The organism is Halorientalis brevis (genome assembly GCF_023077655.1).
On record NZ_JALLGV010000008.1, the window covers coordinates 223,274 to 250,244 of the forward strand.

General features: G+C 64.1%; 28 protein-coding genes and 1 tRNA gene. 20 read left to right on the plus strand and 9 right to left on the minus strand.

Annotation, left to right across the window (positions count from 1 at the left end; genetic code table 11):
- Positions 1-448 precede the first annotated feature (448 nt).
- The 3 genes from MU553_RS19120 (at position 449) to MU553_RS19130 (ending at position 3,740) form a co-directional block, all read left to right on the plus strand.
- On the plus strand, positions 449-2,593 hold the full coding sequence (locus MU553_RS19120; protein ID WP_247380650.1) for a PKD domain-containing protein: 2,145 nt from the start codon (positions 449-451) through the stop codon (positions 2,591-2,593).
- 120 nt (positions 2,594-2,713) lie between these two features.
- Positions 2,714-3,268, plus strand: coding sequence for a DUF6114 domain-containing protein (locus MU553_RS19125; protein ID WP_247380651.1), 555 nt, complete (start codon positions 2,714-2,716; stop codon positions 3,266-3,268).
- A gap of 52 nt (positions 3,269-3,320) precedes the next feature.
- Entirely contained in the window at positions 3,321-3,740 is a 420-nt protein-coding gene (locus MU553_RS19130) for a DUF6114 domain-containing protein (RefSeq protein WP_247380652.1), read from the plus strand.
- A 12-nt stretch (positions 3,741-3,752) separates the two neighbouring features.
- Here the strand turns inward: MU553_RS19130 and MU553_RS19135 are convergent, their stop codons facing one another.
- Positions 3,753-4,502 carry a DUF5781 family protein gene (locus tag MU553_RS19135; RefSeq protein ID WP_247380653.1) on the minus strand — a complete coding sequence of 250 codons (750 nt, stop codon included), beginning with the start codon at positions 4,500-4,502 and terminating at the stop codon, positions 3,753-3,755.
- 326 nt (positions 4,503-4,828) lie between these two features.
- Positions 4,829-5,116: an amphi-Trp domain-containing protein gene (locus tag MU553_RS19140; protein WP_247380654.1), complete on the minus strand. Its 288-nt coding sequence runs from the start codon at positions 5,114-5,116 to the stop codon at positions 4,829-4,831.
- 523 nt (positions 5,117-5,639) lie between these two features.
- Between MU553_RS19140 and MU553_RS19145 the strand changes: the two genes are divergently transcribed.
- From MU553_RS19145 to MU553_RS19190, 10 genes are all read left to right on the plus strand, one after another.
- Positions 5,640-7,826 carry an elongation factor EF-2 gene (locus MU553_RS19145; RefSeq protein ID WP_247380655.1) on the plus strand — a complete coding sequence of 729 codons (2,187 nt, stop codon included), beginning with the start codon at positions 5,640-5,642 and terminating at the stop codon, positions 7,824-7,826.
- Between the two features lie 191 nt (positions 7,827-8,017).
- Positions 8,018-8,497, plus strand: coding sequence for a cupin domain-containing protein (locus tag MU553_RS19150; RefSeq protein ID WP_247380656.1), 480 nt, complete (start codon positions 8,018-8,020; stop codon positions 8,495-8,497).
- 37 nt (positions 8,498-8,534) lie between these two features.
- Positions 8,535-8,762: a hypothetical protein gene (locus MU553_RS19155; RefSeq protein ID WP_247380657.1), complete on the plus strand. Its 228-nt coding sequence runs from the start codon at positions 8,535-8,537 to the stop codon at positions 8,760-8,762.
- A gap of 243 nt (positions 8,763-9,005) precedes the next feature.
- A complete protein-coding gene (locus tag MU553_RS19160) occupies positions 9,006-9,542 on the plus strand; it encodes an amino acid-binding protein (protein WP_247380659.1) in 537 nt (178 codons plus the stop codon).
- Positions 9,539-10,492: a homoserine dehydrogenase gene (locus tag MU553_RS19165; protein WP_247380661.1), complete on the plus strand. Its 954-nt coding sequence runs from the start codon at positions 9,539-9,541 to the stop codon at positions 10,490-10,492. The genes MU553_RS19160 and MU553_RS19165 overlap by 4 nt, the downstream gene beginning before the upstream one ends.
- A 190-nt stretch (positions 10,493-10,682) precedes the next feature.
- Positions 10,683-11,951: a translation elongation factor EF-1 subunit alpha gene (gene tuf / locus MU553_RS19170; protein WP_247380663.1), complete on the plus strand. Its 1,269-nt coding sequence runs from the start codon at positions 10,683-10,685 to the stop codon at positions 11,949-11,951.
- A gap of 3 nt (positions 11,952-11,954) precedes the next feature.
- Entirely contained in the window at positions 11,955-12,263 is a 309-nt protein-coding gene (rpsJ, locus tag MU553_RS19175; protein ID WP_077205861.1) for a 30S ribosomal protein S10, read from the plus strand.
- A gap of 191 nt (positions 12,264-12,454) precedes the next feature.
- A tRNA-Ala gene (locus MU553_RS19180) sits at positions 12,455-12,526 on the plus strand.
- A gap of 568 nt (positions 12,527-13,094) precedes the next feature.
- Entirely contained in the window at positions 13,095-13,952 is an 858-nt protein-coding gene (locus MU553_RS19185; protein WP_247380665.1) for a hypothetical protein, read from the plus strand.
- A gap of 72 nt (positions 13,953-14,024) precedes the next feature.
- The gene (locus MU553_RS19190; protein WP_247380667.1) at positions 14,025-15,446 is read left to right on the plus strand and encodes a cytochrome P450; all 1,422 of its coding nucleotides are present in this window, start codon (positions 14,025-14,027) and stop codon (positions 15,444-15,446) included.
- 1 nt (position 15,447) lies between these two features.
- On the opposite strand, the gene MU553_RS19195 is transcribed toward MU553_RS19190, so the two are convergent.
- The 4 genes from MU553_RS19195 to MU553_RS19210 form a co-directional block, all read right to left on the minus strand.
- Positions 15,448-15,759, minus strand: a complete 312-nt coding sequence (locus tag MU553_RS19195) for an ASCH domain-containing protein (protein ID WP_247380669.1) — start codon at positions 15,757-15,759, stop codon at positions 15,448-15,450.
- Between the two features lie 280 nt (positions 15,760-16,039).
- Complete coding sequence (locus MU553_RS19200; protein ID WP_345893405.1) at positions 16,040-16,231, minus strand: hypothetical protein; 192 nt, start codon at positions 16,229-16,231, stop codon at positions 16,040-16,042.
- A gap of 47 nt (positions 16,232-16,278) precedes the next feature.
- Entirely contained in the window at positions 16,279-17,040 is a 762-nt protein-coding gene (locus MU553_RS19205; protein WP_247380925.1) for an ABC transporter permease, read from the minus strand.
- Between the two features lie 86 nt (positions 17,041-17,126).
- Positions 17,127-18,059, minus strand: coding sequence for an ABC transporter ATP-binding protein (locus MU553_RS19210; RefSeq protein ID WP_247380673.1), 933 nt, complete (start codon positions 18,057-18,059; stop codon positions 17,127-17,129).
- A gap of 372 nt (positions 18,060-18,431) precedes the next feature.
- Here MU553_RS19210 and MU553_RS19215 point away from each other — a divergent pair, with 372 nt between their 5' ends.
- From MU553_RS19215 to MU553_RS19225, 3 genes are read left to right on the plus strand one after another with little or no spacing between them, the layout of a single operon-like run.
- Positions 18,432-19,100 (plus strand): hypothetical protein, encoded by a 669-nt coding sequence (locus tag MU553_RS19215; RefSeq protein ID WP_247380675.1) that lies wholly within the window; start codon positions 18,432-18,434, stop codon positions 19,098-19,100.
- Positions 19,090-20,379, plus strand: coding sequence for a hypothetical protein (locus MU553_RS19220; protein WP_247380677.1), 1,290 nt, complete (start codon positions 19,090-19,092; stop codon positions 20,377-20,379). Before MU553_RS19215 ends, MU553_RS19220 begins: the two co-directional genes overlap by 11 nt.
- 8 nt (positions 20,380-20,387) lie before the next feature.
- A complete protein-coding gene (locus MU553_RS19225; protein WP_247380679.1) occupies positions 20,388-20,822 on the plus strand; it encodes a DUF6114 domain-containing protein in 435 nt (144 codons plus the stop codon).
- A 51-nt stretch (positions 20,823-20,873) separates the two neighbouring features.
- On the opposite strand, the gene MU553_RS19230 is transcribed toward MU553_RS19225, so the two are convergent.
- The 3 genes from MU553_RS19230 to MU553_RS19240 form a co-directional block, all read right to left on the minus strand.
- Positions 20,874-21,227, minus strand: a complete 354-nt coding sequence (locus tag MU553_RS19230; RefSeq protein WP_247380682.1) for a cell division protein SepF — start codon at positions 21,225-21,227, stop codon at positions 20,874-20,876.
- A gap of 128 nt (positions 21,228-21,355) precedes the next feature.
- Positions 21,356-23,173, minus strand: coding sequence for a cation:proton antiporter domain-containing protein (locus MU553_RS19235; protein ID WP_247380928.1), 1,818 nt, complete (start codon positions 23,171-23,173; stop codon positions 21,356-21,358).
- Between the two features lie 123 nt (positions 23,174-23,296).
- Positions 23,297-23,776, minus strand: coding sequence for an RNA-binding protein (locus MU553_RS19240; RefSeq protein WP_247380684.1), 480 nt, complete (start codon positions 23,774-23,776; stop codon positions 23,297-23,299).
- 220 nt (positions 23,777-23,996) lie between these two features.
- Here MU553_RS19240 and MU553_RS19245 point away from each other — a divergent pair, with 220 nt between their 5' ends.
- From MU553_RS19245 to MU553_RS19260, 4 genes are all read left to right on the plus strand, one after another.
- Complete coding sequence (locus MU553_RS19245; RefSeq protein WP_247380685.1) at positions 23,997-24,197, plus strand: DUF7511 domain-containing protein; 201 nt, start codon at positions 23,997-23,999, stop codon at positions 24,195-24,197.
- 68 nt (positions 24,198-24,265) lie between these two features.
- Positions 24,266-24,562, plus strand: a complete 297-nt coding sequence (locus tag MU553_RS19250; RefSeq protein ID WP_247380687.1) for a DUF7562 family protein — start codon at positions 24,266-24,268, stop codon at positions 24,560-24,562.
- Positions 24,563-24,626: 64 nt separating this feature from the next.
- Positions 24,627-25,931: an RNB domain-containing ribonuclease gene (locus tag MU553_RS19255; RefSeq protein ID WP_247380689.1), complete on the plus strand. Its 1,305-nt coding sequence runs from the start codon at positions 24,627-24,629 to the stop codon at positions 25,929-25,931.
- A 199-nt stretch (positions 25,932-26,130) separates the two neighbouring features.
- Positions 26,131-26,970 (plus strand): methyltransferase domain-containing protein, encoded by an 840-nt coding sequence (locus MU553_RS19260; protein WP_247380690.1) that lies wholly within the window; start codon positions 26,131-26,133, stop codon positions 26,968-26,970.
- Position 26,971 lies beyond the last annotated feature (1 nt).

Here is a 26,971-nt window from a genome sequence, read left to right on the forward strand (position 1 = left end):
CGACAGCGATGATCACCAGATGCCGGTGACTGACAGCTGACTGCGCCGGGGATACCTGCCGTCGCGAACTCCCGTTTCGGGACTACAGGGACTGTCTGTCGACGATCGACTTCCTCCCGGCCGCCGCCCGTGGTGAGTACTCTGCTTCCTCGGCTTTCTACAGCGCGGCTCGCCTTGTACCGGCTGGCTATTGACGGCGGTGCCGCCACTGATTCCCCATCGATACGCCCCCGGTCATTAACGTCCTCGTTTGCACGGGCATATTGATATAGTGGGCCGTCAATGGCCGGGGGTATTTTAACATGGATATGTCTGGTGTTGTCTTTCAGTAACCGGTACGCGGGCGTGGGTGGTCCGCACAGGGGAGTGGGAAATTATGTACAACAGGACACGAATTGCGAGGGGAGCAGGGTCTACAATTGCAGTCTGGGCGCTCGTGGGGTGGATAGTGCTCTCGACTGGCGTGGCTTACGCGCTCCCGCTGGCTGGCATCGGTGGGTTCACCATCACGGCAGAGCAGGTCACGGCGGATAACCTGCTCCTGTATCCCGGCAATGGTGACACCAGCGAACTGGACTCCTATCCTCAGACGATCACGGAGCTCCAGGAAACCACACTCGAGGATCTGACGCTCACGAAGACGATCGATCTCGGCTCGACACCGGGATTATCCGGGAAGATGCAGATAAGCTTCGTCTCGACGGGGAACACGTCGGGATCGTCCGTCGTCCTGAAATCGAGTGTGCTTCGCTCCGAAGAGGCGACGTTCAACGACTTCTCGATAAAGGAAATGGAGTCTCCGGACGCGTTCGGCCAGTTCGAGATCGCGTCCAACGGTTCGGTCACACTCGAGGGGGTCGGGAGCCAGCCGGTCCAGATTCGGGCGCACTACCTGGCGACGAACTCCATCTCGGTCCCCGGGAGTAAACTCGTGGCGTGCTACGATCCGGACAGCGACGGCGACTTCGAGTACGGGTCGTGCGCGACCACGCAGCCGGACTGGGGAATGGACGAGGACATCGGTGGGAATCAAGCGCCGACGCCGGCCCCGGAGGCGTCCCCGAACCCGATCGTGGTCAACGAAACCGTCACCTTCGATGCGTCAGCGTCCTACGACGCCGATGGCTCGATCAGTTCCTACGAGTGGACGTTCGACGACGGGACGACCTCGACGAACGTGACCACGTCGCAGACGTACAGTACGCCCGCGAACTACACGGTGGACCTGACGGTGACCGACGACGACGGCGCGACCGCGACGGAAACCGTCACCGTGACCGTCGAGAGCAAGGACCCCGAAGCCAGACCGACGGCGAACCGGACGTCGGCGCTCGTCGGCGACGCGATCGCGTTCGACGGGACCAACTCCTCGGACCCGGACGGCTCGATCGTCTCCTACGAGTGGAACTTCAGCGACGGGGGGAAGAACCTGACCGGTCCGACGGTCACGCACTCGTTCGATGCCGCCGGTACCTACGAGGTGAACCTGACGGTGACTGACGACGACAACATCACGGACCGGGAGGAAGTCTTCATCACCGTCGACGAGAACACGGCGCCGACGGCGAACGCGACCGCGAACCGGACGTCGGTGATCGCCGGTGACGCCATCGCGTTCGACGGAACGAACTCGTCGGACTCGGACGGGTCGATCAGTTCCTATGAGTGGGCGTTCGGAGACAATTCGACGGCGACCGGGCCGAACGTCACGCACGCGTACAGTTCGTCGGGCAACTACACGGCGACGCTGACGGTGACCGACGACAAAGGAGCGACAGCGACGGATACAGTCGAGATCACGGTTGGGGCGAACTCGTCACCGACTGCGAGCGCCACCGCGAACCGGACGTCGGTGGACACTGGCGATACCATTTCCTTCGACGGAAGCGGCTCGTCGGACTCGGACGGGTCGATCAGTTCCTATGAGTGGGCGTTCGGAGACAACTCGACGGCAACCGGAGCGAACGTCACACACGCGTACAGTTCGTCGGGCAACTACACGGCGACGCTGACGGTGACCGACGACAAAGGGGCGACGGACTCCGATACGGTGGAGATCACCGTCGGCGCGAACTCGGCACCGACCGCGAGCGCAACTGCGAACCAGACGACGGTGACGACGAGCGATACGATCTCGTTCGACGGCACGGGGTCGTCGGACTCGGACGGGTCGATCAGCACCTACGAGTGGGACTTCGGCGACAACACCACGACGACGGGGGCGACGCCAACCTACTCGTACGACGCCACGGGCAACTACACGGCGACGCTGACGGTGACCGACGACGACGGGGCGACCGCGACGGACACGCTCGGTATCACCGTCGAGTCGAACGCGGCCCCGACGGCGAACGCGACCGCGAACCAGACGACGGCGACGGTCAACGAGACCATCGCCTTCGACGGCACGGGGTCGTCGGACTCGGACGGGTCGATCAGCACGTACGAGTGGGACTTCGGTGACGGGACGACGACGACCGGCGCGACGCCCACCCACGCGTACAGTTCGACGGGCAACTACACGGTGGCGCTGACGGTGACCGACGACGACGGCGCGACGGCGACTGCCACCATCGAGATCAGTATTACCTGACGACAGGTTCGCCGCAAATTTTACGCTCGATTGGTCTGCCGAAAGACAAAAGCAGATTGAGATGCGACTAACGCTGGAATGGGACCGTTGTCTGGGGGACGTTCGGCGCTCGGTGACTGGGTGAGCGATCCGCGGGGGGAGTTCCACCGATGGCGACAGCCACGACCGCTGCTCGGGAGTTCAGTGTTGGCTCTCGGCGGCCTGATGATCGGGTACGTCCCGGTGCAGTTCACGTCCGAACTGATGTTCATCGGCGGGGCGTTCACGATCATCGGCATGATGTTCGCCGTGTTGGTCGTGTTCTGTGGCATCGCGTCGCTCGTGCGACCGGAACTGTCGTCGATCTTCGGCGTCCTCGGCATCGCGCTCTCGACGCTGTCCCTGTTCGGTGCACTCGGTGGCCTGTTCGTCGGCATGATCGTCGGGACGATTGGTGGAATCCTCTGTTACGCCTGGGAACCGCCGGCGGAGTGCGGGTACGACGAGACGACACTGGCCGAAGCATCCGAGTTCATCTGGCAGGAAACGGGCGGTTTCATCTGGCAGGGGTCCTCGGGATTCATCTGGCAAACAGACGGCGCGAACGGCACGGACTCGAAGTCGGGCGACGGCGACGCCGACTCGGTGAGCGACTCGGACGCCGACCTCGAACTCGACGACCGGTACAAACTGTGAGTCCGCTCGTCACAACCGTTATTTATCAGTCAACAAGATGTGATACGTCGACATGACCGACGGTTCTCGCCGCGTGCAAGCGGTTCGGCGCTGGTGGCAGGGGTTCGGTCGGTGGCGACGCCGTCGTCCCTTCTGGGGCGGAACCCTGCTCGTCCTCTCGGCGCTCGTGACGGGCTATTTTCCGGCGGCTTACGACCAGTTCTTCCTCTTCCCGACCGGTCGGTTCTCGACGACTGCGGTCCTGTTCGCAGTCCTTCTCCTGCTCTGTGGCGTGACGGTGCTTACGTTCCCGTCGGTCTCCGGTCTGTTCGGGTTTCTCGGAATGCTGATTTCGACGCTGGCGTTGCTCGGTGCGCTCGGCGGGTTCCTCGCGGGCACGGTTCTCGGTGGGGTCGGGAGCGTGCTCAGTTTCGCGTGGAAACCGCCCGACGAATCACGACGGTTCAGTTGGGAGGACGAGGAGTCGGAGTAACACCGGTCGCGTTCAGTCTGCGGCCTGGCCGGAGTCGATCGCGTACTCGCGGGTGACGTCCACGAGCGTTTTGCGGTACTCACTCTCGCCGGGGTCGCGCGCGAGCGTGCGGAAATGACGTTTGAACGTCTCGAACCGGATGCTCGGCGCGTCCTGTGCGGCCGCGTGCGCCAGGTCGTACAGCCGGTGGTCGCGGCCGACGAGGTCGTGGCGCTCGACGAGCGCCAGGGCGAAGGCAGCGTTGACCGCGGTGATCTCGGGGTCAGACGCGGGCGTTCGCCGCGTCCAGGTGGCGGGATCGACGGGCCGGTCTGCCAGCGCGATCGCCAGTCCCGACTCGAGAAAGGCGACGAGCTTGTCTGCGGGCGCGACCGAGAGCGTGATGTCGTCGGCGTAGATGTCCTTCATGTGGTTGGCGATCTGATAGCAGTGAGTGAGCTTCCGGCGCTCGACGCTCCGCCCGGAGAGTGCGAGGTAGAGGACTTCCTCGGTTGACTGGGTGTGCGATGGGTGGCCCTGCTCGTTGCGGTGCATGTGGGCGTACTCGTGGAGGGCGAGTTCGCGAGCCATCGCGCTCGTGGCGGCCTGTCGCGAGATGTTGAGGATGTGGTGGTCGTCGTCGTGGCTGGTCCAGGTTCGTTCGTCCGGGTCCTCGCGGACGTGGACCTCGACGGGCCGGTCGAGGTCGTATTCGGTCTGGAACAGGTCACGCGCACTGAGAAATGGCTCCGTGGGACCGACTGTCTGCACGCGTACGTCCATGTCTACCGATAACAGGGACCCAAGCAAAATTACTCTGACGCACCACCTTTTTCTTCGTCGGGTTCGAGTCGCGGCTTCGCCGCGCTCGAACCTCTCCTCGAAAAACGTGGGCGAAAAAAGGCTGAATCTGGGCCTCCGGCCTCGATTCAGTGAACCGCGCTCGCTTCGCTCGCGCGGATGCTGGTGTAGCAGTACAGACAACGGCTCTCTCATCTCGAACAAGGACTCATCGAGTAGCCATCAAAAACTGCACGCTGACTACAGAGGTTGTAGTCAGCACAGAAATCCCCTGTTGAATCAAGCACTCAATGTCCGTGCAAAGGTAACTACTCGATTGTTAAGTCGCCACTTCCACCGCCCTCCTCACCGTCGTTCTCGTCCCATTCGAGTTCGAACTCGACACTTCGTTCAGTCATGTTGCCAGCCGGGCCTTCGCGTTCGGCTTTGACCTCGAAGGTCGGTCGTGCTGGGGGGTCCAGTGTGACAGATTCGGAGCCTGCTTTCAGGGTGATAGCGGTTCCGCTGTCGAGATTGTCCGCGACGTTCCGGAGGTACGATGCAATCTCTTCTCGACTCTGGTCGCTCTCTGATTTGAACAGTACTTCTTCAGGCATACAGAATCGATACGATACCCGCACGGGTAATTCATTCCCTGTACTGACTAACCCGATTGCACTACATCTGAGCGATTCGATCTGCGAGATACGCGCCCTCTATTCAGCACGCCACTCTGAAAATCACTTGGTACTAACAGAAAGTATGTGTTCAGCACTCAATACCGGCGAGACGCAAATCACAAGCATCCGCCGACCGGGGCGAGACCTTCGGTCTCGCTGGCAGCCGGCCGTAGGCCGGCGACGAAGGGAGGCGGTTCACTGGAAGACACCCTGTGTCTTCCACGCCTTCGTTCGTGCGGCGCACTCACGCAGACACCGCTGGAGCGGGGCTTTGCCCCGCGAAGGCGGCTTTTTTAGCGCAGATTTTTTGCGCCGCGAGGGACCGAAGGTCCCTCGGGCCGTACGAACGGGCACTACGTGCCCGTGAGTGGAGAGTGGTTCGCGGAGCGCACCCGAGCGGAAAAAAGGTGCAAGCCAAACCACTTCACTTTTGACCCTCCTTCCGATAAGAGGGAGTATAATGGGCCGACGTAAGAAGATTGTACAGGAGTGTGAGCGGCTGATGGACGAACCGGAGAACATCCGGAACATCGCCATCGCCGCCCACGTCGACCACGGGAAAACGACGCTGACGGACAACCTGCTCGCAGGGGCGGGGATGATCTCCGACGAGACTGCCGGTGAGCAGCTCGCGATGGACACCGAAGAGGACGAGCAGGAACGTGGGATCACCATCGACGCGGCGAACGTGTCGATGACCCACGAGTACGAGGACACGAACCACCTCATCAACCTGATCGACACGCCTGGCCACGTCGACTTCGGGGGCGACGTGACGCGTGCGATGCGCGCCGTCGACGGTGCGCTCGTGGTCGTCGACGCCGTCGAGGGCGCGATGCCGCAGACGGAGACCGTGCTGCGCCAGGCACTCCGCGAGGGTGTCAAGCCGGCACTGTTCATCAACAAAGTGGACCGCCTCATCTCGGAGCTCCAGGAAGGGCCCCAGGAGATGCAGGAGCGTCTGACCGCGGTCATCCGCGACGTCAACGACCTGATCCGGGGCATGACCGAGGAGATGGACGACATCGACGACTGGACCGTCTCCGTCGAAGACGGCACCGTCGGCTTCGGGTCCGCCCTGTACAAGTGGGGTGTCTCCATGCCGTCGATGCAGCGCACCGGGATGGACTTCGGCGACATCATCGACCTCGAACAGGCCGACAAGCGCCAGGAACTCCACAACCGGACGCCCCTGGCCGACGTCGTGCTGGACATGGTCTGTGAGCACTTCCCGAACCCCATCGACGCGCAGCCGATGCGTATTCCGCGCGTCTGGCGTGGTGACGACGAGTCCGAACTCGCAGAGCAGATGCGCCTCGTCGACGAGGACGGCGACGTCGTCCTGATGGTCACCGACATCGGCGTCGACCCCCACGCCGGCGAGATCGCCGCCGGTCGTGTCTTCTCCGGGACCCTGGAGAAAGGACAGGAGCTCTACGTCTCCGGGACCGCGGGCAAGAACCGCATCCAGAGCGTCGGGATCTACATGGGTGGCGAGCGCGAGGAAGTCGACCGCGTTCCCGCCGGGAACATCGCCGCCGTCACCGGTCTCAAGGACGCCATCGCAGGCTCCACCGTCTCCAGCACGGAGATGACGCCGTTCGAGTCCATCGAACACATCTCCGAGCCGGTCATCACGAAATCCGTCGAGGCACAGCGCATGGACGACCTGCCCAAGCTCATCGAGACGCTCCAGCAGGTCTCCAAAGAGGACCCGACGATCCAGATCGAGATCAACGAGGACACCGGCGAGCACCTGATCTCCGGCCAGGGTGAGCTCCACCTCGAAGTCATCACCCAGCGTATCGAGCGCAACCAGGGCATCCCGGTCAACACCGGTGAGCCGATCGTCGTCTTCCGCGAGGCGCCCCAGCAGCAGTCCCGCGAAGTCGAGGGCATCTCGCCGAACCGCCACAACCGGTTCTACATCTCCATCGAGCCGCTCGACCAGGAAGTCATCGAGACCATCAAGATGGGCGACGCGTCCATGGACATGCCGGAACTCGAACGCCGTGAAGCCCTGATGGAGGCTGGCCTCGACAAGGACACCGCCCAGGAAGTCGAGACCATGCACGGCACCAACATCCTCATCGACGACACGAAGGGGATCCAGCACCTCAACGAGACGATGGAACTCGTCGTCGAAGGCCTCGAAGAGGCCCTGGACGACGGCCCGCTCGCCGCAGAGCCCGTCGAAGGCGCACTCATCCGCCTGCACGACGCTCGCCTCCACGAGGACGCTATCCACCGCGGTCCGGCACAGGTCATCCCCGCAGTCCGGGAGGCCGTCCACAACGCGCTCGTCGACGCGAAGATCAAGCTCCTGGAGCCGATCCAGGAAGTCCGCATCGACGTGCCCAACGACCACATGGGCGCTGCCTCCGGCGAGATCCAGGGTCGCCGTGGCCGCGTCGACGACATGTACCAGGAAGGAGACCTCATGGTCGTCGAGGGCGTCGCACCTGTCGACGAGATGATCGGGTTCTCCTCCGACATCCGCTCCGCGACCGAGGGCCGTGCCTCCTGGAACACCGAGAACGCAGGCTTCCAGGTCATGGCTGACAACCTCCAGCCCGAGACCATCACGGAGATTCGCGAGCGCAAGGGCATGAAGACGGAACTGCCCGAAGCGATCGACTACTTCTAGACCACCCACCTTTTTTGCGTCGGGTTCGCCGAAGGCGAACCGCTCCTTGAAAAACGTGGGCGAAAAACTGCTGCTCGCTCGCTTTGCTCGCGAGCAGTTGCTATCCGAGTGCCTACCGCCCAGCACCGCTTCCGATTTCTCCCGCTACCAGCCACATAATTTTCATTGGGATGCCAACCGTTCTTGTTCCCATGTCCAAGATCAACGAAGACGATGTCGAGTGGAAAGCGTACGACAAAGGGGAGAACGCCTTCCGCCGGAAGGAACTCGCGGCCGCAACCGACGCCGACCAGTTGGGCTGTAGCCTCTACGAACTCGAACCCGGCAAGCGGTCGTGGCCGTATCACTACCACACCGCCAACGAGGAAGCACTGTACGTACTGGCCGGCTCAGGGATGCTTCGGCTCGACGGTGAGGAACGCTCGCTAACGGCCGGCGATTACGTCGCGTTCCCGGCCGACGAGTCCGGCGCGCATCAGGTCGTCAACGACGGCGACGAGACCCTTCGATACCTCGCGATGTCGACCATGGACGAGCCGGACGTGACGATCTACCCCGAGATGGAGAAGTTCGGCGTCTACGTCGGTTCGCCACCTGGGGGCCGCGACGAGCGGTCGTTCGAGGGGTACTTCCCGACGGACGCGGACGTCGACTACTGGGACGACGAGTAGTCGGGGGCTTTACCCACGACAGACCCGTAGCCTGGGTATGTCGTTCCTCTCGCAGCTTCTGGACGTGATTATCGGGGGGCTCATCGCGGGCCTTTCCACGTTCGTGATCGGGTTCGTCGTCGCGGACCAACAGCTCGCGGTGACCGTGAGCGTCATTCTCGCCAGCATGTACTACTTCTCGCGGAACCCCTGGGGCACCAACAGGGAGCAGGCAGCGGCGATCAACGACCAGATCGACGCGCTGTACGAGCGGATTCTGCCGTAGGCTCGGCGTGTCGAGTCACGTCGTTTCGATTGAGGGTGGCACGCGGCGCGGGCGGGTTGGTTGAGAGTGCCACACGGTGTTGCGACCGCGCCCCGCGAAACCTAACGAAGTAAAAAGTTATACCGGGCGGTGCGTGAGATGCAGGCATGACCGAAGACCGGGCCGTCTGTGGTGGGTTCCCCACTGCGTGGCGCCCCTCGTCAGCCCGTCGTGCTGACGGCGACCGACCGGAGGTGGCCTGTCATGAGTGACGGACACGGTGACGAGGTCCACGCCTACACGATTCGGCTGGAACTTGTCGACGAACCGGGCGAACTGTTGCGAGCGCTCCACCCGATCGCTGACAACGGAGGCAATCTCCTCTCGATCTTCCACGAGCGGGGCAACCTGACACCGCGCGGGCACATCCCCGTCGAAGTCGACCTGGAGGCGACGCCCGAACGCTTCGACACCATCGTCGAGGCGCTCCGGGACAACGGCGTCAACGTCATCCAGGCCGGCGCGGAGCGCTACAGCGAGGAAGTGACGCTGCTGCTCGTCGGCGACCTCGTCCAGACCGACCTCTCGGACACCCTCTCCCAGATTCAGGAGGGAACCGACGCCTCGGTGACCGACGTGTCGCTATCTGCGCCCGAAGGAACCGAGAACGGGGCGAGCGCCCGCCTCCGCCTGGCGATCCAGAGCGGGGCGGCCGAACCCGCGCTCGCGTCCGTCCGCGAGGTCGCGACCGAGAAAGACCTTCACGTCATCGAACCGCTCACGGTGGGTGGTGACGCATGAAGGTCGCCGTTCTCGGTGCCGGCGACGTGGGTCGATCAGTCGCGGAACTCGCTGGCGAGTACGGACACACCGTCACCGCGCTCGCCGATTCGTCGACCGCCGTCGCCGATCCGGACGGGATCGACGTGGCGGCCGCCCTCGACCGCAAACGCGACGAGGGGCAGGTCGGGCCCGCGTCGCCCGACGCCGCGCTCGATGGCGAGTACGACGTGCTGGTCGAGGCGACGCCGACGACGCTGGACGACGCCCAGCCCGGCTTCGACCACGTCCGCACGGCGCTCGAACGGGACCGCCACGCCGTCCTGGCGAACAAGGGGCCAGTCGCCGAACGGTACGACGAGGTTCGGGAACTGGAAGTCGCGAGCGAGGGCAGCGTCCGGTTCGAGGCGACCGTCGCGGGCGCGATCCCCGTTCTCTCGACGGTCGAGGACTACGGGCCGGGCCACATCTCCGCGGCGCGCGGCATCATGAACGGGACGGCTAACTTCATCCTCACGCGGATGGCGGCCGAGGGACTCGGCTACGAACACGTCCTCGCCGAGGCTCAGGACATGGGCGTCGCGGAGGCGGACCCGACGTTCGACGTCGAGGGGATCGACGCGGCACTGAAGTGCGTCATCCTCGCGAACGTCCTCGCGCAGGGTGAGCGTACGTACCGGCTCGACGACGCCGAAGTCGAGGGAATCACCGAGGTCTCGGGCAGCGCGCTCGAACTCGCACACGAAGACGGCCGGACGGTGCGACTCATCGGCGAGATCACGGGTGATACCGTTCGGGTCGGTCCCCGACTCGTCCCCGAGCAGAGTGACCTGGCGGTCAGCGGGACGACGAACATCGTGCAGTTAGAGACCGACAACGCCGGTCGACTGAACCTGAGCGGCCGAGGCGCTGGCGGCCCCGAAACGGCGACGGCCGTCCTCTCGGACGTCGGCCGACTGCCAGAACTGTAGCTCTCCCCTTCTCTGGGCAGTACGTGACCGTTGCGTTCAAGCCCGGGCGTGCCCTGTTCTCTCTGGGGTCGTGTGACAGTCTGTCAAAACGCAAGACGGCGGGGCGGAGACGAACGCTCCCTATCGAAATCGTTTTAACAGCCTCAACCAAAAGACTCCGATATAGCGCCTCTGCGCGTGAGATAAACCAATGAGCGACAAACCGCACCAGAACCTGGCCGTCATTGGCCACGTCGACCACGGAAAGAGTACAATGGTCGGGCGACTCCTCTACGAGACGGGGAGCGTACCCGAGCACGTTATCGAACAGCACAAAGAAGAAGCAGAAGAGAAGGGCAAAGGTGGCTTCGAGTTCGCCTACGTCATGGACAACCTCGCCGAGGAGCGAGAGCGTGGTGTCACCATCGACATCGCCCACCAGGAGTTCGACACCGACGAGTACTACTTCACCATCGTCGACTGTCCTGGCCACCGCGACTTCGTCAAGAACATGATCACTGGCGCGAGCCAGGCAGACAACGCTGTGCTCGTCTGTGCCGCGGACGACGGTGTCCAGCCGCAGACCCGAGAGCACGTCTTCCTCTCGAAGACGCTCGGTATCGACGAGCTCATCGTCGCCGTCAACAAGATGGACCTCGTCGACTACAGCGAGTCGGACTACAACCAGGTAGTCGAGGAAGTCAAGACGCTGCTCAAGCAGGTTGCCTTCGACTCGGACAACGCGAAGTTCATCCCGACCTCCGCGTTCGAGGGTGACAACGTCTCCGAGGCCTCGGACAACACGTCCTGGTACGACGGCCCGACGCTGCTCGAAGCGCTCAACGAGCTGCCGGAGCCCCAGCCGCCGACGGACGCGCCGCTGCGCCTGCCGATTCAGGACGTCTACACCATCTCCGGTATCGGGACCGTCCCGGTCGGACGTGTCGAGACGGGGACCCTGAACACGGGCGACAACGTCTCGTTCCAGCCGTCCGACGTGGGTGGCGAAGTCAAGACGATCGAGATGCACCACGAAGAGGTCCCGAAGGCTGGTCCCGGTGACAACGTCGGGTTCAACGTTCGCGGCATCGGCAAGGACGACATCCGCCGCGGTGACGTCTGTGGTCCGGCCGACGACCCGCCGAGCGTCGCCGAGACGTTCCAGGCACAGATCGTCGTCATGCAGCACCCGTCCGTGATCACGGCGGGCTACACCCCGGTCTTCCACGCTCACACGGCACAGGTCGCCTGTACCGTCGAGTCCATCGACAAGAAGATCGACCCGTCCACCGGCGAGACCGCCGAGGAGAACCCGGACTTCATCCAGTCCGGTGACGCTGCGGTCGTCACGGTTCGTCCGCAGAAACCACTCAGCATCGAGCCGTCCTCGGAGATCGAGGAACTCGGTTCCTTCGCGATCCGCGACATGGGTCAGACCGTCGCGGCCGGTAAGGTCCTAGACGTCGAGGAGCCTAACTAACGCATGCAGCAGGCTCGCGTCAGGCTCGCAGGCACGAGTCCCGAGGACCTGGACGACATCTGCGACGACGTCCGTGAGATCGCAGACAAGACGGGCGTCAAGCTGAGCGGCCCGGTGCCGCTCCCGACGAAGACGCTCGAAGTTCCCTCGCGGAAGTCCCCCGACGGTGAGGGGACCGCCACGTGGGAACACTGGGAGATGCGCGTTCACAAGCGGCTGATCGACATCGACGCCGACGAACGGGCGCTGCGCCAGCTGATGCGCATCCAGGTGCCCAACGACGTCTCCATCGAGATCGTCCTCGAGGACTGAGCAGACCTTCGGTCTGCGAGGGTCGAAAGACGCCGCCGGCGTCTTTCGGAACTGAGCGAACGACGGTGTTCGCGACGAACGAACGACTCCCCGTCGTTCGATATCGTCGTCTCACGCGCGGGGTTTTCACGCGCGCGCTTTCGAGGACTAAACGGAAGGTATAACGGCGTCGGTCCAATACTAAGCCGTGCGGGCTCGTAGATCAGCGGTAGATCGCTTCCTTCGCAAGGAAGAGGCCCGGGGTTCAAATCCCCGCGAGTCCACTCCACTTTTTTGCTTCGTCGGGTTCGCTCCGCGAACCACTCCTCGCAAAAACCTGGACTAAAAACAGCCGAGTGCTCGCTTCGCTCGCACTCGGTGAACCGCCTCGCTCCGCTCGGCGGATGCTACTGTTACAGCCAACTGATTCGTTCCCCGCGAGTCCACTCCACCTTTTTCATCGTCGGGTCGCCTTCGGCGACCACTCTTCGAAAAACGTGGGCGAAAAAGGCCGAGTCCTCACTGCGTTCGGACTCGGGGAACCGCCTCGCTCCGCTCGGCGGATGCGTGCAAAACGGCAGGCCGCTTCGTTCCCTGCGAGTTCATTGCACCGTTACCTTCTCGTGGAAGATGGGTTCGATCAGTTGCCGGTACCCGATCGACGACGAGCAGGCACTGTCACGGTGCGTGCGGTTGCGTCGCGTTCGTCGTGTTCCCTCCCTGGATTCTCACCGTCGTTCAGGTGGATTCTGTCCGCGTACTCGTTACTCGGCTGGGCCGGGTTCTCACCGGGTGGGAATCCGCTGGCTGCTGAAGTACTCCCGTGCGTTATCGTCAGGTACGATGATAGCGATGCTGCTCGCGTTGGCCCAGTTCGTATCGCCCGCTCGGATGCTCCGAGCGGCACGACCACTGGCGACTGGTGGTGCCACGGAGTCGGCGGCGACGCTGGCGCTGGTCAGCGTCCTCGGGTTCGCTGCAGTACTCGTTGCTACGGGGGTATTGCTGTTCTATCTGCTGCGCTATCGGAATCACGTGCTGGCCGAGCCGTACCGCGAGCGCTGGCGGTATCTCGCGGTCGGGATCGGTGCTGCCAGCGTGTACGCGGTCGCGGGACTCGTCGAACTGCTCGCCACGAGCGAGGGTCTCGTCGCCGGCGCGCGGACGTTTCGCCTGGGTGCCACGCTGTTTTTCTTCCTGTTCGGGGCCGTCGGCGTCCGGGCCATGTACCGGACTGCGACCGGCAACGACGGCGTGCTGGCGTCACGGGACCTGCCGACCTGGGTCCTGCCGGCCGTGCTCGGCACGTTCGTCTTCACGTGGTGGGCCGCGTATCTACTCGGCCCGCCGCTGGCAGTCGCGCTCGTCGAGACCGTCGGATTGGCGATCGCTGTCGTGTACACGCTCGTGTGTGCGATCGCGACCGTTCGCGAACAGGAGGGCACCAGCATCGCAGCCGTCACCAGACAGTTCACGCCGGCGCTCGTCGCGTTCGCGGCGGTCGTCGTCGCCGAACAGAGCCTCTATTACGGACTGGGCGACGCCGTGGTCGCGACCAGTTTCGTCCTGGTTGGCCGGGTCCTCGCGGCCGCGTTCCTCTTTGCGACCGCGGTCGCGATCCGTCAGCAGGGTGGCGAGATGAGCCGCCTGTACGATCCCACGACCTGGCGCGGCCACGAGGACGCCCAGTTCGACAGCGCGACGGACTGATCGTCACGACGCCCTCGCTCTTTATCTCTGCTGACATCGGGATTATTTTGACTGGCCGACGATTGTGATGCTATGCTCTCAGACTTCGGTCAGTGGTTCCGGGGCGGGAGAGAGACAGCGGGGTCAGGGGATGTGGGGAGCGACCGGGACAGCGACGACCTGCCCGTACCGCCCTATCCTCCGAACCTCGGACCGCCGCAGTTGCACTTCGTCCGTCAGATGTACGACCCGTTCGGGTTCATCGAGCGGTCGTTCGAGACGCAGGACGTCGTCCGGGTTCGCATCCCCAGTCAAGGGGACGTGTACGGACTCGGTCATCCCGACTACCTAAAGCGCGCGTTGCTGACCGACCGCGAGCGGTTTCGCAAGAGCGAGGACTTCCGCATCGCCTTCGGTGAGGGGTTGCTGACCGTCGAGGGAGACGAGTGGCAAAAACAGCGGGACGTGCTCCAGCCGCTGTTCTCGCGGGAGAGCGTGACGGGGTACGCAGACGGGATGGTAGAGCAGATTCGCCGTCGAACCCGTCGGTGGGCCGACGGGGAGCGGCTCGCACTCCAGCAGGAGTGCAGAGACATGGCCCTGGACGTGCTGTTCGCGACGGTGCTCGGCCGCGAACTCGAACTCGACGGGGACGAGCGGCTCCGGGAGGCGGCCGAAGCGCTGAACGAGTGGTTTCGGCCCACCTCGTACGTGCTTCCCCAGTGGCTGCCGACGCCGGCGCGTCGACGGTTCAAACGGGGAAAACGGACGCTCCGGGCCGAAGCCGACCGGTTGCTCGACGCCGCGGCTGGGAATGGCTCGACGGAGCCGGCGGCGGCGACGGATCTCCTCTCCCTGCTCGTCGGACTGCGGGAGGCAGGGGCGACCGACAGCGGGATGCTGTCGGACGAGCGGCTCCGCGATCAGCTGGTGACTCTCATCTTCGCTGGACACGACACCTCGGCGACGACGTTGACGTTCGCGTTCTGGGCGCTGGCGACGAACCCGACGGTCCGCGAACGGTTTCACGCGGAGGTGGACGCCCTCGACGGGCCACCGACGATCGCTGACGTCGACGACCTCGAGGTCACGGAGCGGATCGTCACAGAGACGTTGCGGCTGTTTCCGCCCGTCTACATGCTGCCGCGGGAAACGGACGCCGACGTCGTCGTCGACGGCTACCGGATTCCAGAGGACTCGGTCGTCACCCTCCCGATTCGCGTCGTCCAGCGAGACGAGCGCTTCTTCGAGGAGCCCGATACGTTCCGGCCCTCGCGGTGGGCTGGCGACCTCCGGACCGACCTGCACGATTTCGCGTACGCGCCGTTCGGCGGCGGCCCGCGCATCTGTATCGGTCGCCAGTTCGCGCTGCTGGAGGCGCAGCTCGTCCTCGCGACGATCGGTCGTGAGTACGAACTGTATTGGCTCGGTGACGACGACGGAGAGCCGCCGGTGTCGCCGCAGATAACGACTCGGATGCCGGAGGGCCGGGAGTTCCTCGTCACCGAGCGGTGACTTACTGGGGCTCGAAGCGGTGACAGACGATCTCGGACTCGTCGTCCCACTCGAAATTGTCGTGGGCGTGTTCGAGGATCTCTTTGTAATGGGCGAGGTCTCTGGCTCCCTCTGCACGAGCGTCGGCGTCGGTCATGTCGCCGAGCGTGCGATCGGTTACCTCGACGATCTCGAACGTCGTCTCGCCGACGGTAAACGTATCGCCAACGTCGGCGTACTGCTGTCCGCGATGAATCTGCGTCACGTCGCCGGCGACTGCCTGTTCGCGCATGCGCTCGCTCGGAAGCAGCGTGTCGGGGTCGATCTCTCCCATACCCGGTATTCGGGCCACGCGCGCAAAAACAATTGGCCGCCGTCCCACAGGTAGTCGGTGACTAATAGACAGTGTGGAAAGAGAGAGGTGGTGTGGTAACCGGCTCGAGTGAAGAGCCAGATGGCGTCACGAGACGTCGATGTGGGGGGTGGGGGAAATGTGGGGTGGTTCCGTTGCCGTCCCGTGACAGTAGGACGTACCTACCCAGGGTACAAAGCCCTCACGACTTGCCACTCGTGTGTGGGTGGTTATCACCGATCCGGACAATACTGCTCTCCCGTCAGAAGTCGGCCTGCGAGAGCCAGTCGATGCCGGCGAGGACGAACCACGCCATCCAGACGACGAAGACGACGAGCCACGCGCCGTACTGTGCGACCGGGTGGGGTACCAGGAGGTAGACGACGGCCAACAGTCCGGACACGACCCCGAGCGCACTGAGGTTCCGTCGGTTGACCGCGAGGACGGGACTCATCATCTCGCGTGTACGCGCGCGTCCCACAAAAGGAATCGTGCGGGTGCTCAGTCGACCAGGCCGTACCCGCGTCGGAACAGTGCGATGTCGACGAGGATCACCGCCAGCGTCAGTCCGGTGAGGACGACGAGCGACAGGCCGGGCTTAACGTCCGAGTACCCGAGGAAGCCGTAGCGGACGCCGTTGACCATGTACACCATCGGATTGAGGAGCGAGAGCGTCTGATAGAGCGGCGGCAGGATGTCGAGCGAGTAGAACACGCCGCCGAAGAACGTCAACGGGCGGACGATGAACTGGTTCATCACGGTCAGGTAGTCGAAATCCCGCGCCCAGAGGCCGCCGATGACGCCGAAGCCCGCGAACAGCAGACTGATGACGAGCATGAACGCGACGAGATACAGCGGCTGGGCGACGCTCACTGAGGTAAAGCCCAGGCCGACCAGGCCGATGATGATCCCGACCAGCACGCCCCGGAGCGCCGACGAGAAGATGTAGGCGAGCACCATCGACGTGTACGGGAGCGGTGAGGTCAGCACCTCGTGGATGTACTCGTTCCAGCGGCCGTGGAAGATCGAGAACGAAGCGTTCTCGAAGGCGTTCGAGATCGCGCCGAGCACGATCAGGCCGGGCAGGATGAACACGATGTAGGAGAACCCGGCGATCTGGTCGATGCGACCGCCGAGAATGACGCCGAACACCGAGAAGTAGAGGACGTTCGTGATGGCCGGCGGCAGGAAGGTGTTGCGCGGCCGACGGACGAACCGCAGGACTTCCCGTCGGAACAGCGTCCGGAACCCGGTCGGGAACAGGCGATCGAGGACGCTCGACTCCGCGTCGCCGTGCGCGTCGGTCGGACGCTCGCCGTTACCAGCGAGCGCGTCGGTGGAATCTCGACTCACGCTTCGATGGCACTCTCCGTGCGGGTCAGATCGACGAACACCTCTTCGAGGGAGGCACGTTTGATGTCCAGGTCGCTCACTTCGTACCCCTGTGACTCCAGTTCGCGCAGCACGTCCGGGACGATGGCCGTTCCGCGTGCAGCGGTCACGACGAGCCGGTCGTCAGTCAGCGTGACGTCGCGGACGTCGGGAAGGCCGAGCGAGGGCGCAGTCGACGGTGGCGACCGGAAACCGATCGTGAGCTTATCGGTCCCGCGATTCATCAGCTCGTCGGGACTGGCGACCTCGACTTTCCGGCCCTGATCCATGATGGCGACGCGATCGCAGAGCCGCTCTGCCTCTTCGATGTAGTGGGTGGTGAGCAAGATCGTGGTACCGTCGTCGTTCAGATCCGTAATGAGGTCCCAGAGGTCGCGTCGAAGTTCGACGTCGACGCCGGCCGTCGGCTCGTCCAGGATGAGCAGATCCGGGTCCGAGACGAGTGCGCGGGCGAGCATGAACCGGCGTTTCATCCCGCCGGAGAGCCAGTCGAATCGGGTGTCTCGCTTGTCGTAGATGCCCACGGTTCGGAGCGCTTCTTCGGCCCGGCGGCTGGCCTCCGCCCGGGAAATCCCGTGGTAGCCCGCTTTGTGTTCGAGGACTTCCTTGATCGGGAAGAACCGGTCCACGTTGAACTCCTGGGGGGCGAGTCCGATGGCGTCCCGCGCCTGTTGGTACTCGCGTTCGACGTCGTGGCCGAATACGCTCACGTCGCCGTCCGTGCTGTGGACCAGGCCGACGAGGATGTTGATGAACGTGGTCTTTCCGGCACCGTTCGGTCCAAGCAGGCCGAAGAACTCGCCGGATTCGACGGCGAGATCGAGCCCGTCGAGGGCCCGCACGTCGCCGTAATCCTTCTCGAGATCTCGGGCCCGAATTGCCTGCGGCATGTCCGGAACCTGTGGTCGCGAGCGGTTAAGCAGTACGAACTCCCTTCCGTCTTTGGGGGTTGTTTTCTGCCGTACGGTACAGTTAATTCGTAAACTTCCCGCATTCGAATTTTCCTTCCTGGTCGGAACATTGATGTAACTTGGTATCCATGTCGGGGCCAAGAGACCGAACGCGAGTTGGCTCCGATCGGTCCGTGGACGAAGTGACCGCGACCGAGCTAACTACCGGGGGGACGGCACCACATCGTCGTAGCGCGCAGTGTGCAAAGCGGTAGCCGGGTATCTCGCAGTGGATCGGTCGCTGTGCTCGGCGTTGGTGCTGCTGACTGGTCGGTGGTCGGGGACTCGCGGCAGGTCTGTGAGGACTGACGCATGTACGACACCAAACGATTAGCCAGCGGCGTTGGCGTGTTGCTCTCGTTGTGGGCGCTCGTCGGACTGCTGGTGATGAGTTCCGGGGTGGGGTTAGCTGTCTCGGCACCACTGTCCCCGTCGGGGGGGTTCGTCGTGGAGGCGAACTATCTGGGTGCGGAGCAATCGATCTCGACGGCGTCGAAAACGAGAACGACCGGCGTTCCCGCTGCGAAGTTCCGGATTACGAAGAGCTACGCGGAGTATCTGACGCTGAAGAAGACGCTCGACGTGAGCGACGTGCCCGGTCTCAACGGGACGATGCGGCTGTTGATCCAGAGTGACACGGCGACGCTGCAGGGCGTGACGTTCAGGACGAACGATTTGACGGCCAGCACCGCACGCTGGCGCGGGTTCGTCCTCGACGAGCGCTACAACGAGTCGCGGTTCGAGCAGTTCTACTCGTACGCGGGGCCGAACCCGGAAGACGCGCCGAACACGGACGACCCGATGGAAGTCGGCGGGAGCACGCCGGGCGCCGTCAAAAAGAGTGAGAAGCCCGGATTCCAGCTGTACAACGCACGAATCGAGATGTCGAGTCTGACTGCCGATCAGGTCCAGCTGTCGAACCTCGACCTGCGGGTGCAGTGGGACGTCAACAGCGACGGGGATTACGAGTATGGCACGTAACACGGACACCGACCGAGGCGCGCAGGACCACGAGACGAACGCTGACGACTCGCCGGCAGACGCTCCCACCGGATCGGGATTGGGTGCGTGGGCGAGCGGTCGGCCGTCTGCGGGTGCGCTCCTCCTTGCACTCGGGAGCCTGGTGCTCACCTGGCAGGCGACTGCGCTGCTGGGCGGTGCCTCGCTGTCACGCGTGACGCCGGCTGGCATCGCGGGCGTGGCGGCGCCGTTGATCGCGTTCGTCGCCGCCCTCGTCGTCGTCGCCCGCCCTGCTCACTCGGCTGTCGCGGGCGCGATCGGTGGCGGCGTCGCGCTGGCGGACGTCGTCGGGATGCTGTACGCCCCGACCCCGATCGAGCATCCGAAGGTGGTGTTCTCCGCACTGCTCGTCGCGGGCGTCGGCGCGGTCCTCTGTGTGGGGTGGCGGGCGAGCGGACCGGCCGTTCGCTTCGGCCGGTTCGACTCCGTCCTCGGCCACGGGCGGTCCCTGCTCGTCGTCGGCATGGTCGCGCTCCTGATCCTCAACGGTGCGCCCGCCGTGACTGCACAGGAGCGGGTCCCCCAGCAGCAGGGCGAACTCGGTGGACTCGTCCTCGACCAGGGAACGCTCGACGCGGGCTTTTACAGCTATCAGGCGAACTGCCCGCAGCCCGAAGACCCGCTGATCACGATGCCGATCGACTTCGATTTCACCGAGCCGTGTCTCGACGCAAACGTCGATTCGAGTGAGCGGGCGGCAGGCTCGTTCGACCGCGTCGCGCGCCAGCAACTGGACAGCGCGAAGGGCCGGAAGGTCATCATCAACGACTTCCTCATCTTCAAGAACTTCTACAACCGGGACAAGAACACGTTCGAACACGTCGAACTCTCGGCGACGCAGGCGATCGCCGACACGGAGGACGGCGAGGACCCTCGGGCGGTGTCGGTGTACATCTCGGAGTACCGCGCCGAGAACAACGAGGCGCGGCTGAACCTCGTGGACATCCCGCTGATCGAGGACCCCGGGATCAAGGTCGACAACGTCGACTACTGGACCTGTACGCCTCAAAACGAGTCCGGGCAGGGGACGATCAACGACATCCGATTCAAAGTGGACTCGAACCCGACGCTCACCGACGGCAAGGACGCGACCCTGCTTGGCCACCAGCTCGGGAGTACGAAGACGACGCTGACTAACTTCAAGCTAAAAGTCAGGCCGGGCAAGCGTGATCGCCCGGTGGCGGACGCACACCCCACGGAACCGCCGTCGAACTGCCTGAACGGAACCATGACGGACTGACTATGATCGTGTCACTCTCCTCAACGCAGAGCGGCGATGGGGCCGTGAGCGAGACCGAGGCGTCGATGACCGGCGACGAGACCATTACGTTCGGCGAGTGGCGAGCGACCCGCCCCTTCTGGGGGGCACTGGCCCTCATCGCCGGCGGTCTCGTCATCGCCTGGCCGTCGCTGCAGTTTCTCCTGCAGACGAGCATGCTCCAGAGCCAGTCGGTCGTCAGTCTGGGTGTGGTCGTCGGCGCGCTGCTCGTCTTCCTCGGCGTCGGCGTGCTTACGCGCCCCGAGTACTCGACGGCGATCGGACTCGCCGGGCTCGTCCTGGCGACGATCTCGTTCCCCGTCGCGTTCGGTGGGCTCCTCGTCGGCATGGTCGTCGCGAGCGTCGGGAGTATCCTCTGTTTCGCCTGGACGCCGGCCGACGAAAACGTACCGGTAGCCGAGTGACCCCCCCAGAAAAGTGGCTTCGCGCGATCTAACGGGCCTCGGAGCGCCGCGTTACCGCCCGAGCTTCTCGCGGCTGACCTTGACGCCGCGAGGGGTGATGATGATCTGGTCTTCGTCCTTCTGGACGATGTCGCCGCCGACGCCGCGAGCGACCTGCTGCAGTTCGTCCGTGATCTGATCCATCGTCCGGTCCTGGGTCGTGTGCCGCGTGATGTCGGCGATCACGATGTCACCGGCGTAGACGGTGTCTTTGATGTCGATGACGTCCTGCTTCTCGCTGATGCGAGCGATGTGGACCTGCGTTTCTGCTTCCGGTTCCGGTGCGTTGACCCCATCGAGTTCAACGTAGTCGTCCGTTCGCCGTGACGCCCCGGCGTCCCCGATGAGTTTGTTCATGAAGCCCATACACCGCAAACTCTCCGGGAAAAGTATAGGTTTTTCGTCAGACATATATAAATAATATGAGACTAGGTCGGGCGCGCTTCGGGACGGTGGTTCCTGCGGCGACCGCTGGCCGACCGGGGAGTAGCCGGTCAGGCTTGGCAGTAGGAGATCGCTTCGCGGACGGCGGGTTTGCGGCCGATGAACGTGAGGTGGTCGCCGCGTTCGATCGTCTCGTCGGCGTGTGGGATGCGGTTGTCGTCCTCGCGACTGATGAGTGCGATGTAACAGTCGTCGGGCAGCTCGTCGGCGAGTTCCGAGACGGTCGTGCCCGCAGTGGCGGCGGCGGTCACCTCGACCTCCTGGACGTCGCCGGTGCGGTCCAGTTCGGTCATCCAGCGGGCGATCGCCGGCCGCTCGATCACGTTGTCCATCGACCAGGCGACGGACATTCCCGTCGAGATCGGTTCGATGTCGAGGTCCTCGAAGGCGTCGACGTTGGCGGGTTCGTTCACGCGGGCGACGACCGTTCCGACGTCGAACGTGTTCCTGGCGAGTTGCCCGACCAGCAGGTTCACGTCGTCCGAGCGGGTCGCGCTGGCCACGACTTTGGCGTTCTCGGCGCCCGCCGCTCGCAGTGTCTCGCGCTTGGTGCCGTCGCCCTGCCGGGCGGTGAACCCGTCCGTGCGCAGTTGGTCGACCTTGGATTCGTTTTTCTCGATGATGACGACGTCTTCCCCGCGGTCTTCCAGTCGCTCTGCGAGTGCTTTGCCCACGCGACCGCCGCCGACGATCAGGACGCGCATCGGAATCACGTTCAGTGTCTGTGCGATGTGTCGTGCCAGGCCCCCTTGAAACACGACGGTCGCGAGAATGACGAGGAACACCGTGCCGACGAGCGTCGTCGCCGCGCTGGGGTTCTGGGACTGGAGTTCGAGCGCGAACAGCGTGGCGACGCTAGCCGGAATGATTCCCCGCGGCCCGATGGCGCTGACGAACAGCCGCTCTCGAACCGTCAGTCGGTCGCCGACGGTACAGAGCATGACCAGGACGGGTCGGAGGATGACCGCCACGCCGACGACGACGAGCAGCCCGCCGATGCCCAGCGCCCGGAGGTCGGACAGCGACAACAGGGACGCGAGGACGATGAACACGAAGGCGAGCACGAGCAGCGTCACGTCGCCTTTGAACTGCTCGATGTCCTCGCGGTAGGGAATTTCGACGTTTCCGAGGACGAACCCGCTGGCCGCGACGGCGGCGATACCTGCTTCGGTGACGAACGTCTCGGCGACGCTGTATGCCGCAAGTGCCGCGATGAGGACGATGAGCCGGGCGTTCCGCGGTGCGTTCTCAACGGACAGGTCGACGTGTCGAAGGAGGAACCAGACGATGGCCGCGACGGCGACGCCGACGGCGATGCCGATTCCGAGCCGTCGGAGGAACTCGACGACGACGGTTTCGAGCCCGTTGTCCTGCAGAACGACGAATTCGAACATCACGATGGCGAGGATGGCTGCGGTGACGTCGTTGACGACGCCTTCGGTCTCCAGCGTGGAGGCGACCCGCTCGCGGACGGGGACGACGTTCACGATCGGCGTGATCACGGTCGGGCCGGTCGCCACCAGCAGGGAGCCGACGAGGAAGGCCAGATCCCAGCCGGTCTCCAGGGCGTAGCGGACGACGACGGCCGTCCCGACGAACGTGCCCACGGCACCGACGGTGACGAGCCGGATCGTCTCTCTGGGCGCTTCCTGGAGCCGTTCGAGGTGGAGGTGGAAGGCGCCCTCGAAGACGATAATGGCGACGCTGAGGCCGACGATGGCCTGCAGCGTCTGAGCGCCACCGAACTCCGCTGGGGTGATGTAGCCCAGTCCCTCCGGCCCGACGATCACGCCAGCAAGGATCAGAAAGAGGACGCTCGGGACTCTGAGCCTGTCGGCGATGACCTGGGAAGCGACTCCCAGACCCATGATCGTGACGACCAGCGTGATGAGTTGCGTTGCACCTGCCACAGTTCGTCTCCGAATCGTCTGCCGCTTCGTGGTTTGCGAGCGCTACGCCGTCCGTCACTGTGTCGCGACCGAAACCGACTCTCAGACCGAGAATTCGAACAGCTCGTCGCCGACGTGGTGGATGGAGTCGACGACTTTGCCCTCGTCGCCGACCATGTCGTCACCGCTCGTTCGGGCGCGACCGATAGCCAGAATCTTGCCGTGGGTCTCCTCGGCGATGACGACCAGGTCACCCTCAGCGATGTCGTCGGTGGCTTCGGTGATCCCGGGCCGCATCACGTCCGCGCCGTCGCTGACGAACGAGATCGCGCCGGCGTCGACGGTGACGATGCTGCGCTCGGGGTCGTACTCGTTTGCGCCCTGGACCGTCAGGAACGGCTCATCATCTATGTACACCACTGCCGGCTCGCCGTCGACGAGCACGATGTCGAACGCCGTCCCCTCCAGTTCGACCTTCTCGTAGGTGTCGGCGTCGAGATCGACGCCCAACTGCTCTCCGAGGGCCGTCTCCAGGTCGGAGACGGCGTCCGCGCGAAGATGGTGTCGAGACTTGACCTGCATACCCGACCGTGTGCCCGCTCACCGCATAAATCGACCGCTCCGCGCTTCCATCCACCTCCAATTATCACATATGATACTGTGCGCCGAAGTATTTTGTCAATCCATCTCACACGTTCGGCTAGATGGCGCCCTCGTCGTCACAGCCGGTCGAGCGGTGGGCCGCGTTGCCGACTGCTGGCCAGACTGGTCGGCAGGGCGCCGACACAGAGGTGAGCCAGCTATGAGTGTTGTCGACAGGTCCGAACAGGAAGCCGACGTTCCGTTCGACCAGTTACCCGCGTTCGAGTTGGAGTGCATGTACGACGATTGGGACGACCCGTCGGAGGTCACCATCTTCTCGACGGACGAAGTAGACAGCCTGTATACTGCCTGGCTCACTGCCGACCGCGACCACGCCGTGGCGCTGTCGGACGTGCGGTGATTTTCGCCCCATACAGTTCCAGTGCCGGCTCGAAAAGTGCTAAGTAGGACCCAGTCGAACCGGTTGGTATGTGGGGTTCCCGGCGAACCCGGGACGGTTCGCAGGTCACCTGTATCGCCTGCGGGAGGTCGGTCGCCCGGAGTAACGCCCGTGAGTACGACAAACACGGCGACCGATGGGACCGCGAGAACAAGGAGTTCGAGCACCTCTGTAAGCGCTGCCATCGTGACCTCTGTCACCAGCCGCGCAGGGGCCTGGAATCGCTGCTCGTCGAGAGCGCGGCCGGCGAGTGTGACCAGGACGCGTTCCTCGCCCGGTATCACGAACTGATCGAACGGGAGCGCGACTCCCCACCGGAGTCCTGATCGGCAGTTCGCTGCGGTCAGTTCGTTCGACAAACCTAATTGTGGCCTAGTCGTACCGACCGTCATGAGCGACCAGGCCGAGGCCGGGACCGCGGAGGGGCAAGGCCCCGTCGAGATCGACGCGGAGATGGCCCGCCACCTCGCCAACAAGCGCGAGGAACTGTTCGAGAAGTTAGATATTCGCGACGAGTTCCCGCAGGCAGTGCTGGACGAAGCGAAAGAACGCACCGAGGACGTCCAGCAGGAGATCGAGGACGAAATCGACGACCGGGAGGACCTCCGGGACATGACCGCCTGGACGACCGACCCCGTCGACGCCCAGGACTTCGACGACGCGATCTCGATCGACGTTCGCGACGACGAGATCGTCCTCTGGGTCCACATCGCCGACGTCACCCACTACGTCCACCCCGACAGCGAGATGTGGACCGAAGCCCTCGAACGCGCCAACACGGTGTATCTCCCGGGCTACACCATCCACATGCTGCCGCCGATCCTCGCCGAGACCGTCTGTTCGCTGGTCCCTCACGAGGATCGCCTCGCCCACACCGTCGAGATGCACCTCGACCCGGAGACGCTCTCCTACGAGACCATCGACATCTACAAGTCCGTCATCCGGAGCGACGCGCGACTGACGTACTCCCAGGCCGAGACGCTGCTCGACGATCCGGACAGCGCCGACGACCTGCTGGAGGACGCCGACGTGGACCTCGCGACGAAGTGCGAGCAGGTGTGGGAACTCGCCGACCGACTCCACGAACAGCGCAAGGAGGACGGCTCGCTCGTCCTGAACCCCGCACGGGACCGCGCGCATACCATCATCGAGGAGTGCATGCTCAAGGCCAACAAGGCCGTCACGCACGAGCTCCAGTGGTCGCGCGGGCTCGAGGCGATGTACCGCGTCCACCCACAGCCGACGCCCGACCAGTGGAACGAGGCACTCCGAGAGATCCAGGACCTGGACGGCGTCTCCGTCTCGGCCAGCCACGACGACCCGCGGATCGCCGTCAACGAGACCCTGGAGGACGCGCCGGACCGACAGCTCCACCAGATCCAGCGCGCCGTGATGAAGGTGATGCCCCGGGCGAAGTACATGTCCGACCCCTTCGGCGGCCACCACGCACTGAACTTCGAGATCTACGGCCACTTCACCAGCCCCATCCGCCGGCTGTCGGACCTGGTCAACCACTGGATCGTCTACACCAACGACGTCCCGGTGGAACTCGCGGACCTCTGTGACCACGCCTCGGACAAACAGAAGGACGCCGAACAGTGCGAACGCGAATACCGAACGTTCCTCAACGAAGTCGGCCTTGACCCGTCCGCGGTGAACAACCGCGGCATTAAGATCGTCGACGACGAGGAGTGAACCCGGCCGTCCGCCGTCTAGTCTGACCGACGATCGAACCACTGTCTGTCGTTTTGCGACTTCCTGTCTCCTCTCCACTCCGAAGACGGACGAGTAGGATCTCAAATTAATTCCGAACTTTTCCAAGTAGAATTCTCGCGCACCGAAAGTTAGTTACTGCTGCATTTATGTTAATTATACAGCCATGGGGGCTGGGAGCATGGACACAGCGACGATTGCAGAGTACTACACCGAGAGCCACATCGACTATCAACTCATCTGGCAACTGCCCGTCAGTCACGGGCTCCACGCCGGCTACCACGATGAGGAGTACTCGACACACGGGGCGGCCGTCGAGAACATGAACCGCGTGCTCGCGGACAAGGTAGACGTCGGTCCCGACGATCGCGTCCTGGACTGTGGCTGCGGCGTCGGTGGGAGTTCCGTCTGGCTCGGCGACCACCGCGGTGCGACCGTCGAAGGGATCGACCTCGTGCCGATGCAGCTCCGAAAAGCTCGGGACCTCGCCAGCAAGCGCGGCGTCGACGACCGCGTCTCGTTCTCACGGCAGGACTTCACGAACACCGCGTACCCCGACGACTCCTTCGACGTGATCTGGGGGATCGAGGCCATCTGCCACGCCGAGGACAAGGCGGACTTCATCGCGGAGGCCGCGCGGCTGCTCGACGACGGTGGCCGGCTCGTTCTCTCCGACGGGTTCCGGGCAGTCGACCAGATGACGCCCCACGAGCGCGAGTCGATGGACAAGTGGCTCGACGGGTGGGCCGTCCCGAACCTCGCCGGTGCCGATACGTTCCGGGAAGAACTCGACGAACGCGGCTTCGACGACATCCGGTTCGAGGACGCCACCGAGAACGTCATGCCCTCCTCGAAGCGACTCTACTGGGTCAGCCGACTCGCCGCACCGATCGAGAAGGTCATGCTGAAGACGGGCCTGCGCACCGAGACCCAGGCGCAAAACCGCGTCGCCGCTCGCTACCAGCACGAAACCTTAGACGACGGCCTCTGGACCTACGGCATCTTCGCGGCCGAACGGTAGC

Bases quoted from the DNA above. Each gene is read 5' to 3' on its own strand.
- MU553_RS19130 (WP_247380652.1), top strand. From the start codon at position 3,321: ATGACCGACGGTTCTCGCCGCGTGCAAGCGGTTCGGCGCTGGTGGCAG.
- MU553_RS19135 (WP_247380653.1), bottom strand. From the start codon at position 4,502: ATGGACGTACGCGTGCAGACAGTCGGTCCCACGGAGCCATTTCTCAGT.
- MU553_RS19140 (WP_247380654.1), bottom strand. From the start codon at position 5,116: ATGCCTGAAGAAGTACTGTTCAAATCAGAGAGCGACCAGAGTCGAGAA.
- MU553_RS19145 (WP_247380655.1), top strand. From the start codon at position 5,640: ATGGGCCGACGTAAGAAGATTGTACAGGAGTGTGAGCGGCTGATGGAC.
- MU553_RS19150 (WP_247380656.1), top strand. From the start codon at position 8,018: ATGTCCAAGATCAACGAAGACGATGTCGAGTGGAAAGCGTACGACAAA.
- MU553_RS19155 (WP_247380657.1), top strand. From the start codon at position 8,535: ATGTCGTTCCTCTCGCAGCTTCTGGACGTGATTATCGGGGGGCTCATC.
- MU553_RS19160 (WP_247380659.1), top strand. From the start codon at position 9,006: ATGAGTGACGGACACGGTGACGAGGTCCACGCCTACACGATTCGGCTG.
- MU553_RS19165 (WP_247380661.1), top strand. From the start codon at position 9,539: ATGAAGGTCGCCGTTCTCGGTGCCGGCGACGTGGGTCGATCAGTCGCG.
- tuf (WP_247380663.1), top strand. From the start codon at position 10,683: ATGAGCGACAAACCGCACCAGAACCTGGCCGTCATTGGCCACGTCGAC.
- rpsJ (WP_077205861.1), top strand. From the start codon at position 11,955: ATGCAGCAGGCTCGCGTCAGGCTCGCAGGCACGAGTCCCGAGGACCTG.
- MU553_RS19185 (WP_247380665.1), top strand. From the start codon at position 13,095: ATGCTGCTCGCGTTGGCCCAGTTCGTATCGCCCGCTCGGATGCTCCGA.
- MU553_RS19190 (WP_247380667.1), top strand. From the start codon at position 14,025: ATGCTCTCAGACTTCGGTCAGTGGTTCCGGGGCGGGAGAGAGACAGCG.
- MU553_RS19195 (WP_247380669.1), bottom strand. From the start codon at position 15,759: ATGGGAGAGATCGACCCCGACACGCTGCTTCCGAGCGAGCGCATGCGC.
- MU553_RS19200 (WP_345893405.1), bottom strand. From the start codon at position 16,231: ATGAGTCCCGTCCTCGCGGTCAACCGACGGAACCTCAGTGCGCTCGGG.
- MU553_RS19210 (WP_247380673.1), bottom strand. From the start codon at position 18,059: ATGCCGCAGGCAATTCGGGCCCGAGATCTCGAGAAGGATTACGGCGAC.
- MU553_RS19215 (WP_247380675.1), top strand. From the start codon at position 18,432: ATGTACGACACCAAACGATTAGCCAGCGGCGTTGGCGTGTTGCTCTCG.
- MU553_RS19220 (WP_247380677.1), top strand. From the start codon at position 19,090: ATGGCACGTAACACGGACACCGACCGAGGCGCGCAGGACCACGAGACG.
- MU553_RS19230 (WP_247380682.1), bottom strand. From the start codon at position 21,227: ATGGGCTTCATGAACAAACTCATCGGGGACGCCGGGGCGTCACGGCGA.
- MU553_RS19235 (WP_247380928.1), bottom strand. From the start codon at position 23,173: ATGGGTCTGGGAGTCGCTTCCCAGGTCATCGCCGACAGGCTCAGAGTC.
- MU553_RS19240 (WP_247380684.1), bottom strand. From the start codon at position 23,776: ATGCAGGTCAAGTCTCGACACCATCTTCGCGCGGACGCCGTCTCCGAC.
- MU553_RS19245 (WP_247380685.1), top strand. From the start codon at position 23,997: ATGAGTGTTGTCGACAGGTCCGAACAGGAAGCCGACGTTCCGTTCGAC.
- MU553_RS19250 (WP_247380687.1), top strand. From the start codon at position 24,266: ATGTGGGGTTCCCGGCGAACCCGGGACGGTTCGCAGGTCACCTGTATC.
- MU553_RS19255 (WP_247380689.1), top strand. From the start codon at position 24,627: ATGAGCGACCAGGCCGAGGCCGGGACCGCGGAGGGGCAAGGCCCCGTC.
- MU553_RS19260 (WP_247380690.1), top strand. From the start codon at position 26,131: ATGGACACAGCGACGATTGCAGAGTACTACACCGAGAGCCACATCGAC.